The sequence below is a fragment of the Corynebacterium sp. genome, assembly GCF_030530965.1.
Classification (GTDB): Bacteria; Actinomycetota; Actinomycetes; order Mycobacteriales; family Mycobacteriaceae; genus Corynebacterium.
Window position 1 is genome coordinate 1 of the sequence record NZ_JAUMTY010000027.1, and the last position, 11,817, is coordinate 11,817.

General features: G+C 54.3%; 11 protein-coding genes and 2 tRNA genes. 6 read left to right on the forward strand and 7 right to left on the reverse strand.

Annotated elements, in window-relative coordinates:
• On the reverse strand, positions 1-407 hold a 407-nt coding region (locus tag Q3981_RS06360), incomplete at its 3' end, for a hypothetical protein (RefSeq protein WP_303124551.1).
• 126 nt (positions 408-533) lie between these two features.
• Here Q3981_RS06360 and Q3981_RS06365 point away from each other — a divergent pair.
• Positions 534-1,412 carry a glutamine amidotransferase gene (locus tag Q3981_RS06365; RefSeq protein ID WP_303124552.1) on the forward strand — a complete coding sequence of 293 codons (879 nt, stop codon included), beginning with the start codon at positions 534-536 and terminating at the stop codon, positions 1,410-1,412.
• 29 nt (positions 1,413-1,441) lie between these two features.
• Here Q3981_RS06365 and bcp read toward each other — a convergent pair whose 3' ends face one another.
• On the reverse strand, positions 1,442-1,969 hold the full coding sequence (gene bcp / locus Q3981_RS06370; RefSeq protein WP_303124553.1) for a thioredoxin-dependent thiol peroxidase: 528 nt from the start codon (positions 1,967-1,969) through the stop codon (positions 1,442-1,444).
• A 287-nt stretch (positions 1,970-2,256) separates the two neighbouring features.
• On the opposite strand from bcp, the gene Q3981_RS06375 reads away from it, so the two are divergent.
• On the forward strand, positions 2,257-2,541 hold the full coding sequence (locus tag Q3981_RS06375) for a DUF3618 domain-containing protein (protein WP_296136207.1): 285 nt from the start codon (positions 2,257-2,259) through the stop codon (positions 2,539-2,541).
• 149 nt (positions 2,542-2,690) lie between these two features.
• Here the strand turns inward: Q3981_RS06375 and Q3981_RS06380 are convergent.
• Together Q3981_RS06380 and orn are read right to left on the reverse strand one after the other, a co-directional pair.
• Positions 2,691-2,766: transfer RNA gene (locus tag Q3981_RS06380), tRNA-His, on the reverse strand.
• Positions 2,767-2,858: 92 nt separating this feature from the next.
• A complete protein-coding gene (orn, locus tag Q3981_RS06385) occupies positions 2,859-3,527 on the reverse strand; it encodes an oligoribonuclease (RefSeq protein ID WP_303124554.1) in 669 nt (222 codons plus the stop codon).
• Positions 3,528-3,675: 148 nt separating this feature from the next.
• Between orn and Q3981_RS06390 the strand changes: the two genes are divergently transcribed.
• On the forward strand, positions 3,676-4,593 hold the full coding sequence (locus Q3981_RS06390) for a Cof-type HAD-IIB family hydrolase (protein WP_303124555.1): 918 nt from the start codon (positions 3,676-3,678) through the stop codon (positions 4,591-4,593).
• Between the two features lie 138 nt (positions 4,594-4,731).
• Here the strand turns inward: Q3981_RS06390 and Q3981_RS06395 are convergent, their stop codons facing one another.
• A complete protein-coding gene (locus Q3981_RS06395) occupies positions 4,732-5,916 on the reverse strand; it encodes an Ig-like domain-containing protein (protein ID WP_303124556.1) in 1,185 nt (394 codons plus the stop codon).
• Between the two features lie 527 nt (positions 5,917-6,443).
• Between Q3981_RS06395 and Q3981_RS06400 the strand changes: the two genes are divergently transcribed.
• Positions 6,444-6,516: transfer RNA gene (locus tag Q3981_RS06400), tRNA-Lys, on the forward strand.
• Positions 6,517-6,708: 192 nt separating this feature from the next.
• Here the strand turns inward: Q3981_RS06400 and deoC are convergent.
• Positions 6,709-9,261 carry a deoxyribose-phosphate aldolase gene (gene deoC / locus Q3981_RS06405; protein ID WP_303124557.1) on the reverse strand — a complete coding sequence of 851 codons (2,553 nt, stop codon included), beginning with the start codon at positions 9,259-9,261 and terminating at the stop codon, positions 6,709-6,711.
• 67 nt (positions 9,262-9,328) lie between these two features.
• Positions 9,329-10,624, reverse strand: coding sequence for a thymidine phosphorylase (locus tag Q3981_RS06410; RefSeq protein ID WP_303124558.1), 1,296 nt, complete (start codon positions 10,622-10,624; stop codon positions 9,329-9,331).
• A 223-nt stretch (positions 10,625-10,847) separates the two neighbouring features.
• Here Q3981_RS06410 and Q3981_RS06415 point away from each other — a divergent pair, with 223 nt between their 5' ends.
• A complete protein-coding gene (locus Q3981_RS06415; RefSeq protein WP_180962445.1) occupies positions 10,848-11,300 on the forward strand; it encodes a cytidine deaminase in 453 nt (150 codons plus the stop codon).
• A 2-nt stretch (positions 11,301-11,302) separates the two neighbouring features.
• Positions 11,303-11,817: Na+ dependent nucleoside transporter N-terminal domain-containing protein (locus Q3981_RS06420; protein WP_303124570.1), on the forward strand; the 515-nt coding region annotated here is incomplete at its 3' end.

The following is an 11,817-nucleotide window of genomic DNA, read 5'->3' on the forward strand; positions in this document are numbered from 1 at the left end:
TATGTAGAAGGATCAGATGCATTGGCTTCGAAACTGTAATGCCATTGCGTCGACCGTAAGTGTTCCAGAAGATCTAAAGCTTCCTGAGGGAATTGCCCACTTCCCGCACTGACATTAAAGCGAGAAAAAATGTATTCATAAAGCTCGTGAATGTGAGCGCTAAAAGTGTTGAGCGCTTCATAATCGAGAGTGCTCGACTGCTTTGGATTTTCTGTGGCTTCGCTCGAATCCTGCCCCTCTGATGTTGCCGAGGGGGATTCGACGTTGTCCGAGGAATCTAAGCCAGCCGGATAATCAGATGAAGAATTAGTGGGATTGATATGGGGCAAACCCTGGCTTTGTACAGGGCTAGATGCCACCCGTGGCTCACTGTATTCCGTGAGAGTGGAGTAGGCATTAATTTCCATTATCATAATCTCCGATTCGCGTTCTTCATCTATTAAGTGGATCCGTCTCGTGTGCATATGTCACGCTAAGCATTCCAGCCACACTAAGCACTCCAGAGTAGAGCGTTTCGCGGTTAGAATAAGCACATGAATACGGCCTCCGCCCAGAACTCTCATCCACAGCCCGGCAAATGTACCAGCGCCGATCCTCAGAAAGATCCGTTACAGGGTCATAAAATACATAAAGGTTCGGAACAATTACAGTCAGGTCACGATAACCCCAGTCAGGGTGCCTCACCACACGAGGTTCTCGTTCTGCGACATTTAGCGTTTGAGGACCTGGGAACTTGGGGAGAAACCCTCTCTCAACTGGGCTTTCGCGTCGCTTATATCGACATGGGTGTCGATCCTCTTGATGAAAACCGGGTCATGAATGCAGCTTTACTGATTGTCCTTGGTGGTCCGATCGGTGTTCACGATAGAGAACTGTACCCATTTCTTGCCGACGAAGAACACGCGATCAAGCGACGGATGTCGCAGGAGGCACCGATCATCGGAATCTGCCTGGGCGCTCAACTGATGGCGCTAGCTGCGGGAGGCGAAGTGAAACCCGCGGGGAGTGGATTAGGCGGTTCACCCGGCGCAATGGAGATCGGGTTTTCGCCCCTCAACGTCACCGAGGAAGGCGCTCAGTCGCCCATGAAAACGCTTGCGGGCGTCGACGTCCTCCACTGGCACGGCGATTGCTTTTCGACGCCTCCGGGCGCAGTGAACCTCGCCAATACGCCTGGATATCCCAACCAAGCCTTCGCCATTGGCACCTGGGCGTTGGGGCTCCAATTCCACCCGGAATTCGACTCGTCTGCTGTCGAAAAGTGGTTGATCGGGCACACAAGCGACTTGCGCGCCCATGGTGTTGACATTGTGTCTCTACGTGGCGACGCGGCTGGCAAAGGATCAGCCTTGAAGAGAGCGTCGACAGTAATGGTGACTGAATGGCTGCGCCGCGCCGGGCTCGTGGAGTAAAAGGCACTCAGGACAGATACCGCCACGAATTATTTATCGCTCAGGCCAAGATCTCTGAGGACGCGCAAAACATGGCCCGTAGCTCGGACGTTGTACTTGGCAAACTCGATGGTCTGGTCCTCACCAACAACAAAGGTGGAGCGGATGACACCGTGGATAAGTTTGCCGTAATTCTTCTTCTCCCCGAACGCGCCCCATGCTTTCATAACTTCTTTGTCAGGATCCGATAACAAGGGGAAAGGAAGCCCGTACTTCTCCTTGAATTTCGTCAGCTTCTCGGGGGAATCGGGGGAAATACCGACGACGTCAATTCCCGCGTCGGCAAGCACAGACAGATTGTCGCGGAAATCGCATGCTTCCTTGGTACATCCGGGTGTGTTCGCGCGGGGGTAGAAGTAGACCAGGACTTTCTTGCCCGAATAATCCGACAGCGACACCTGGGTTTGCGCGTCTGAGGTTAACGAAAACTGCGGGGCAGGATCGCCTTTTTCTAGCCGACGTGGGGTTGACGAGTTCTGCTCGGCTGATGGCTGTGTATGTGACTCTGAACCACTCATAGCTTTTGAGGGTACCCGGAAGTGAATGCGCGGGGCCGATCCATCGCAGGGGAAGTGTGTGCGCCACGACTAGATGCAGTATGGGGGCTTTTTCCGGTGCGGGCTTTGTCTTAGCCTCGACGGGCGAACAAACAGTTTTCTGTTTTGCGAAATTTCGGTGTCGGCGCACCCTGGTTAGTCGTGCATTGTGGTTGTCCATTACCGTAGAGTAAGAGCAGAAAAGTGCTATTTCGTGGGCCATGTAATGCCCGTGGGACTAGCATCCGTGACCGGATTAAGGAGACCCTGTGGCTCGCAGCATTGATGCAATCCAGAGTGATCTTGAACGTACTCGTAACCAATTAGCCAGCACCCTCGATGAGCTCGCAGATCGGGCCAACCCGAATGCGATTGCCGACGATGCCAAAGAGAAGGCAACGTCGCTTATTCAGGACCCGAAGGTTCAAAAGGTTCTCATCGGTATTGGCGTCGCCGTGGCTGGTGTGGTTCTGCTGACAATGCGGAGCAAGAGGAAGCAATCCAAGGAGATTAAGGAAATCCAGAAGCTCCTGTCGGCTCACCGGAACAATTAGCCCTATTAGCAGATTCGCGCTAACCGCACTTCTTTGTGGAGTGCGGTTTTGTTGTACGGGGCTGCGAGATTCTTAATTAAGAGCGGCGGATTCTAGCGGCCTCGAAATGACGAAGGTCCCTCCAACACCGAAGTGCCGGAGGGACTCGTTGGGGTGACTGACGGGGCTCGAACCCGCGACACCCAGGATCACAACCTGGTGCTCTACCAGCTGAACTACAGTCACCATTGCTGCGACGCTGTTCTCACAAGAACGCTGCGCAGCGCTGTAAATACTAGAACAGATGGTGGGTAGTTCCCAAATCACGTCGTGAACTGCTAAATCGGGTACCGTCGAGAGGCCTCATCTGCCGCCGATTGGATTCGTTCGTCGGCTCCCTGATCATCTGTGATGAAGACGGCTCGGCGGTAGTAGTCCAGCTCTCTGATCGACTCTTTGATGTCGGCTAATGCTCTGTGGGCTAGTCCCTTCTTAGGCTGGTTCTGATAGACCTTGGGGTACCAACGGTGGGCGAGTTCTTTGATGGAGCTGACGTCAATCATGCGGTAGTGCAAAAACTCGTCCAGCTTCGGCATGTACGCCGCAATGAATTTCCGGTCACTAGCGATGGAATTACCTGCTAGCGGCGCTGTCCGCGGCGCGTTGACCCACTTCTTGACGTAATCGAGAACCTCATTTTCTGCCTCACCCACGGACACGGTGGACTTGCGGATTTCATTAGTGAGGCCGTTCTTGGTGTGCATCTGGGTAACGAAATCGTCCATCTTCGCCAGCTCGTCATCAGTGGCGTGAATGACGATATCCAGGCCCTCGTCAAGGATATTGAGGTTTGCGTCGGTAACGATGGCGGCAATTTCGACAAGAACGTGTGTGCTTGGATCGAGGCCGGTCATCTCGCAGTCGATCCATACAATGCGGTCCAGCTTCGAGTCCTCAGGTTTGCGTGCTGCCGCGTCGGTGGTATTTGATTCGTTGGATTCTGTCATTATTTCTGCTCTCCCACGCGTGTTGATCGTCGTTAGTTGATATGTGGTTTCTATCCGCTGCTAGTGTAGTTCGCCTCAGTGACAAAGTCCGCCCGATGATGTGGGCCACGGTGACACCGCGACATAGCCTTTCCGTAAGCTGTGGTTTATGCAGCATCGCGGAATTATGTGGAGGGATATAGATCCCCGTGAGCTCGATATTCGCCTCGTTGTGTGCGATATGGATGGCACCCTGTTGGATGGGGATTCGCAACTTCCCGAGGGGTTTTGGGAGGTTTATAGCCTGTTAGCCGAGCACAATGTCACGTTTGTGCCAGCTAGTGGTCGTCAATTAGCGACGTTGACCAAGATGTTTCAGCCGGCCGATAGTGGTGCGACAGGCGTGGAAGACGTCGAAGGAGTCCGCGAAAGGGTTTCTCTGCCGCAGACGAACGACTTTATCGCCGAGAATGGGAATCTCGTTATCCACTCGGGTGAGAGAGTGTGGCAGAGCGTCATTCCAGAGTCGATTGCCCACGAAGTTATTCACGCTGTCCGCAGGGGAGTGGATGACGGGCGCAACCTAGGTCTCGTCATGTGTGCTGCAGACGGTGCATATGTCGACAGGGACGACGACGCTTTTCTGGCCGAAGCGCGTAAGTACTACGCATCGTTAGACATCGTCCCCGATGTTGCCGACGTTGAGGATGATTTCCTTAAATTCGCTATTTATGATTTCGACGATGCCGAGTCCGCGGCAGAGAGCGTCTTTGGGGCGCTCGATGACCGTTACCGACCGGTGGTGTCCGGGCAGCATTGGATCGACGTCATGGATAGCAGCGTGAATAAGGGGGTGGCGCTGCGTCGGTTACAAGAGTCTCTGGGGGTGACTCGCGAGCAGACGGCAGTGTTTGGTGATTATCTCAATGACCGCGAAATGATCGCCGAGGGGCAGTACTCGTTCGCGATGGAGAACGCGCATCCCACGATCATGGAGGAAGCGAACTATTGCGCTCCCGCTAATACGGAGGCGGGGGTTGTTCAGGTCCTTCGTCATCTTTTCGACGGCACCTCTGGGGCGCACTAGTTCGCTCGTGGGCGGGTGATGCGCGGAGATGCCTGCAGACTGTGCGAGGAACAGTCTGCACGGCGTACGAATGCAATGATGGCCGGCAGCTAGGGGGCGTAGCTGTCGGCCATCTTTAGGGTGAAGGGTACTAGGTAATTACTGGACTACTGTCCCGTTCTTACCGCTTTCCACGATCTTGTCGTATGGAATGTTCCAGTCGCCGAGTCCGTCGGTGCCAGAAAGTTGTCCACCTTGCGTGTTCTTGACCTCAACGATGTCACCAATGGTGGTGTTTTCGAGGAACCACTTCGCGTTCTCGGGGCTAACATTCAGGCAACCGTGGGAAACGTTTGTATTTCCCTGTTGCGCGATCGACCACGGTGCGGAGTGGACGTAGATGCCGGAGAATGACATCTGGGTCGCGTAGTTCACCGTGCTGCGGTATCCGCCAGCCGCAGTGGTCGGCAGACCGAACGTCGAGGAGTCCATGATCATGGAGGGGTTGTGGTCTCCCAGGAAGTACACGCCGTTCGGAGTGGGGTAGGAAGCCGAACCCATGGAGATGGGCATCGTCTTCACAACTTCGCCGTTCTTCTTGACAACCATTTCTTTGGTGTTGTCGTCGGCAGTGGCAATAATCTGATCACCGATCGTGAAGCTGGAGCTGACATCGTCGTTGACATAGGAGCCTTCGCCGAGATCTTTACCGTAGAGCTTGGTTTTCACGGTGACCTTTGTGCCTGGCTGCCAGTAATCCTTCGGGCGCCAACGCAGGAGACGTTCGTTTACCCAATAGAAGGATCCGTCGACATGGGGCTCTGTGGTGACTTCAACGTTGTCTTCGATCTTCTTCTTGTTGGTGACGTAGTCACCGAAGTCGATACTCAAGGGCTGTCCAACGCCGACCTTCATGCCATCACCAGGGGTGACGGTTGGTGACATTGGATAGGTTGGAGACACCGTCGTGAACGTCGAATTAAGCTTCTTGTCTTTGGCCGTGGCGGTCAAGGTATAGGTCTTGCCGTAGCCAAGGTCCTCGTCAGTTTTCCACGACTTCCCGTCGTTTTCTGATTGACCTTTAACTTCTGTCCCATCCGAAGAGGTGAGTAAGACGTCGGATAGCTTGCTACCAGCCTTAACGGTGACGGGATCAATGACCGAAACATCGGTATCGCCGTCGGAGACACTGGCAACAGGCTTGGCGTCCTCTTTCATCTCAGAGGTTTTCGCTCTGTTGGACGTACTTCCGCTTTCAACCTTTTGGAGTGTGCAGCCCGATACTCCGATCACTCCGGTGACCACCAAAGCGGAAATGATCATGCGTGCGTGCTTGCTACGCATGAACCTACGTTGTGGCATTTTCCACCCTTACACATTCGTCATTCGCTGCGTGTGTGCAGCCGTTCATACACGATATATCAGCGAGAGGTCCTCGCGTTACACCTTCTGGATCACTCGCCTTCAGTGATGTGTCCATAAAGTTGATTCTTATCGTACTAGAGAACTTTAAGCGACGTTGTGAAGAATCGGGGTGTTTGCGCGGTAACAACTTGGGAACAATCCTTGAACGACTCCATAACGCTTTGTGTGGAATTCAATGTGGTTGCTCAAACACTCTGTGTGGGGCTCATGAATGTTCAGTTGATTGATCGGTCTGTTGAGTTTCCCACGAGCGAGATGGGCTACATAGCCGGTATGAATTTTGTTGCCGACGATTGTTCGGTGTCGTTTTATATCGTAATGAGCTGGACATTTGTTGGTTTCGGGAGAGGTTGCTATAGTTCTTCCTCGTTGCAACACCGCGGATTTACCCGGTTCTCGTATTGCAACAACGCGACGTTTATCACCAAGGTGATCGTTGTGTTTCTGCGCCATTAGCTCAACTGGCAGAGCAGCTGACTCTTAATCAGCGGGTTCGGGGTTCGAGTCCCTGATGGCGCACGAAAGCCCCAGCTAGAACGCGTTTAAGTCTCTAGCTGGGGATTCTTTATACCCAAAAGTCTCCAAAAATATCCGGGTTATACGAGGGTTACACGACATGCCCCGGATTGCACCGACTGATTAAACAATCGGTGCGAAACCTGTCGTCGGCAGGCACCGGAAACCCACAAAGGCCTTCCTTCAGGCGGGTGCTTAGAACCCGGTCGCTACGGTTATTTCTGCCCGGACCTGCTCGAGCTTTGCCTGGGCTTTAGTTTGTAGCGCCATGATTTCGGTTGCTGTTGCGTCCTCATCAACGGGTAAGACAACCTCGAGATAGCACTTGAGCTTCGGCTCAGTCCCAGAAGGCCGACAGATGACGCGTGTGTTGTCCTCCGTAAGGAATAGGACACCATCTGTTCCCGGTAAACCGTGGTAACCGTCCGCGAGATCCGCGAACTCCGTGATGGGCGATCCGGCAAATTCAGCCGGCGGAGTTGTCCTTAGCTTGGACATGCCATCGACGATTCGTTGGCGGTTCTCAACCCGGAACGCGGCCTGAGTCGTGGCGTAGACTCCGTTGTCGCGAGCAATCTCCATGAGACGATCGTCTACCGTTTTGCCTTCTCGATGGAGAGAATCCACGAGGTAAGCAACGGTAACGGCTGCCGACACCCCATCTTTGTCCCGGACGATGTGTGGGTAGGTGCAGTAGCCAATCGCTTCTTCGTAACCGAATGCCAAGTCCGGGGTACGCCCGATCCATTTAAAGCCCGTCAATGTAGGTCCGTAATTGAGGCCATACTTGCTTGCAATAGCTCCTAGTAGACGAGACGAGACGATGGAGTTGGCAAAGACTGAATCCGACGTCTGAGCGGTAACATCGCATGAGGCTGCGTCTGCATCCGAGCCTGAATTCAGGTGAACCGGGAGCAACTTTGTACGTGCGACGAAGTCACCGAGCAGACCACCAATTTGGTCACCAGTCAATTGGCGATACGTCGGTTCCGTCGATGACCCATCGCTCCCAGTGGTGTCGCTGGTCTTTGTAGGAATGGCGACGGAACACCGATCAGCGTCGGGGTCCAGAGCGATCACGACGTCAGCCTGGCTACGTTGAGCGGTGCTGAGAGCGAGATCCAGGGCTCCCTTTTCTTCCGGATTGGGGAATGAAACGGTGGGGAAGTCCGGGTCCGGTTCAGCTTGTTCCTTGACGAGGGTGATATTGGTGAACCCCGCTTTATTGAGCGCCTTTGTGGCGGTTTCGGACCCAACGCCATGCATTGCAGTGAGGGTGATGGAAATATCACTGTGGAACGAACTGTGGGATTCGTTGGACATGGATGAGCCGTCGTTTTTGATGGCAGCTTCCGCCGTGCGGAATGGTTCCGTTTCTGTCTCGAGAGCTGCGAGATAGGCTTCGCGCACTTCCTCACCAAGGAAGGTAATGCCCTCTGACGAACGCGGGATGTCCTTCGCCGGACCTGTTTGTGCGATTGCATTAGCAATGTTGCTGTCATCTGGCGGGACGATTTGTACGCCGTTGCCCCACTGGTCGGTCATGCGTCCACCTAGATAGACCTTGTATCCATTATCTCGCGGTGGATTGTGAGAAGCGGTGACCATAATGCCGGCATCAGCCTTCAAATGCCGAACTGCGAACGCGAGTAACGGGGTAGGCAAATGGCTCGGTAAACGTAGCGCATGGCCCCCAGCAGCATTAATAACCTCAGCCGCATCGGTAGCGAATTCTGCCGACCCGTGGCGAGCATCATGGCCAATAACGACGACGGGTGCGGATCCTATGGACTCGGTTAAATACGATACGAGACCTGCGGTGGCTTTGATGACGACGGACCGGTTCATCCGTGATTCCCCGGCCCCGATTTCTCCACGTAAACCAGCAGTTCCGAATTGCAGTGGTCCAGAGAAGCGAGCGGTTAATTCGTCGATGTTCCGTGTTTTGATGAGTTCTCGGATCGTTTCAGCATCTGTGGAATCAACATCGCTATCTGCCCATTTTTCCGCGCGGGCGAGGATGTCGTCATGCGTAGAGTCGTCACTGTCAGGAGACGTCGCGAGGCCATCCAGAACGGCTCGTGTTCCAGAAAGGCCCAGGCGGTTTGCCCCCGCAGCAATCATTTCTAGTGCTTTTTCTGCTGTTCGAATTCCGCCCGAGGCCTTAACCCCCATGTCAGGCCCGACGGTCTCGCGCATGAGGCGAATGGCGTGAGCACTCGCACCACCACTGGGGTGGAAACCTGTCGACGTCTTGACGAAATCCGCGCCAGCATCTTTAGCAGCGTTACATGCGGCGACAATATCGTCGTCGGAAAGAAGAGCAGTTTCTAGGATGACTTTAAGAACAGTGGGCGAGGGAACGGCATCCCGGACCGCGCGAATGTCCTTTTCGACGGTGGCCCAGTCGCCTTCGGCTGCTGCCGCCAGGTTGATGACCATGTCGATTTCATCTGCGCCATTATTGACTGCCAGGCGGGCCTCTTCGGCTTTGATCTCACTGGCGTGGGCTCCGGACGGAAAGCCACATACCGCGGCTACATGGAGTCCGTCGGGAACGGTGACGGGAAGCATCGACGGAGAGACACAGATGGAATACGTTCCGAGCTCAGTGGCCTCGTGGATCAGCTCGGCGACGTCGTGATGCGTTGATTCAGGTTTGAGAAGAGTGTGGTCGACGATGGAGGCGACCTCGTCACGCGAGGGTGTGTTCGTACCAGATGAAAGACTGTCTGGCGTAGTAGGCACAGTTTCTCCTAAGAATTGAACAAAAGTTGTTCAATGCCCCTTATGGGCACTGAACAACGGCCGGGGGCTAGTTGATTTTTTCGATAACGACGGACTGACGTGGTGTAGGAACGCCCTCCTCGCTAGGAGCGATACTCCAGCCTTGGTTGAGTGATTCCAGAGCGCGTTCGAACCGGTCCGTGTCGTCAGAATGAAGCGTGAACAAGGGGGTGCCTTTCGTGACCTTTTGGCCGCGGTCCACCAAGATTTCAATCCCAGCGCCAGCTTGAACCGGATCTTCTTTGCGTGCACGCCCGGCACCCAATCGCCAGCTAGCCACACCGATGGCAAGAGCGTCGAGTTCGGTGATCACGCCATCCGCATCCGCGTACACAGTTTCCGTGTGTTGTGCGGTGGGCAGCGGAGCATCGGGGTCGCCACCCTGGGCGCGAATCATGGACTTCCAGGTGTCCATTGCACGGCCATTCTTCAAAGCTTCTTCAACGTCAGCGTCGCGAACTCCCGCCAAACTGAGCATTTCACGGGCTAGTTCACAGGTGAGCTCCACGACGTCGGCGGGCCCGCCACCAGCGAGAACGTCCAGTGATTCCCTGACCTCGAGGGAATTTCCGACAGTCTTCCCCAGCGGCGTGGACATATCTGTGAGCAGCGCGACCGTTTTGACCCCGGCGTCGGTTCCCAGGTTCACCATTGTTTGAGCCAGTAAGCGAGCGTCGTCAAGAGTTTTCATGAAAGCTCCTGAACCAACTTTGACATCGAGGACGAGCGCGCCCGTGCCCTCCGCGATCTTTTTGCTCATGATTGAACTTGCGATCAGAGGGATGCAGTCCACGGTGCTGGTGATGTCACGCAGTGCGTAGAGCTTCTTATCCGCTGGTGCGAGCCCTGAGCCGGCGGCACAGATGACGCATCCGGGATCTTCGAGCATCTGCATCATGCGATCGTTAGACAGGTTTGCCTGCCAGCCCGGGATCGATTCCAATTTGTCCAGTGTTCCGCCAGTGTGGCCGAGCCCTCGTCCGGAGAGCTGTGGAACGGAGACTCCGAACGATGCCACCAGTGGAGCGAGGGGGAGGGTGATTTTGTCGCCCACACCGCCGGTCGAGTGCTTATCCGCAGTTGGACGAGACAGTGAGCTAAAGGACATCGTCTCACCGGAATTAATCATCGCCTGGGTCCATTGCGCGATCTCTCGCCGGTTCATCCCATTGAGGAAGATAGCCATTGCGAGAGCAGACATTTGTTCATCAGCGACGACTCCGCGGGTGTACGCGTCGATCACCCAATCTATCTGATCTTGGGAAAGCTCCCCCTTATCTCTTTTGGTGCGGATAACGTCGACGGCATCGAAATGCTCAGCCATGTAGTACTCCAATCAGTGTTCCGGTGTACCGTGAGGTCACCTGTGAGGCGGGAGTGGGGATGCGCCATAAGGCTTAAAGTGTGACGTAACCAACTCTTGTTTCCCCGTTGTGATCTCAATTATCATAACAGTCGGAACGTATGTCAATATCTTTTTTCACATATGTTCGCAGGCTTACTTGACGACGCCACCCTTCGTGGCTCCTTGATCGTGAGGACACATCATGATTGAAAAGAACGCTTCCGACGTCGGCAGTTCTCGGGGTGAATTTTCTGACGCTGCAGCGGATATCGCACTGCTAGAACAAGCACGTGACGCTGCCAAAGGTGCATACGTGCCATACAGTGAGTTCCCCGTCGGTGCTGCTATTCGCACCACGGAGGGTAAGACCATCACTGGGTGCAACATAGAAAACGCCAGCTATGGTTTAACGAATTGCGCGGAACGAACAGCATCCTTTCGCATGATTGCGGAAAGTGGAGACGTTCCCCGTATCGACACAGTTGCCATCGTCGGTCTTAAGGCTGAACCGTGTTGGCCCTGTGGTGCGTGCCGGCAGGTTTTGAGGGAATTCGGCTGTTCTCGTGTCATCGTGGAGAAAGAATCGCGCCCATTTGTATTACCCTTTGAATCAATTCTCCCATTTTCCTTCGGCCCTGAAGACCTGGAGGGGTAATCATGGAAAGATTTCAAGGGCTAATTGGTATTGCCATTATCCTTGCTCTCGGCGTTGCGTTATCTAAACATCGGTCCAAAATTAACTGGCGGACGCTGGGCACTGGCCTTGCCCTCCAAGTAATTCTGGCTCTGTTAGTCCTGAAGTGGGGGCCCGGATATCACGCTCTCAAGTGGCTAGCGGAGGGTATCGACCAGCTCATCGGCTATACCGACAAAGGAACAGAATTCGTTTTCGGTCCCTTGTTTGGGGACAAAATCGGGTTCGTCTTTGCACTCAATGTTCTCCCAGTCATCATTTTCCTCGGTGCCATCATTGGTGTTCTGTACTATCTCCGTGTCATTCAAATTGTTGTTGAATACGTCGGCGGCGCCCTCGGGAAACTCATGGGGACCTCCAAGGTTGAATCTGTTTTCGCCGCAACCGTTATTTTTCTGGGGCAGAGTGAAGCACCCCTTCTCATTCAGCCGTATATCAAGAAGCTGACGAAATCCGAGTTATTTACCTGTATGACCGG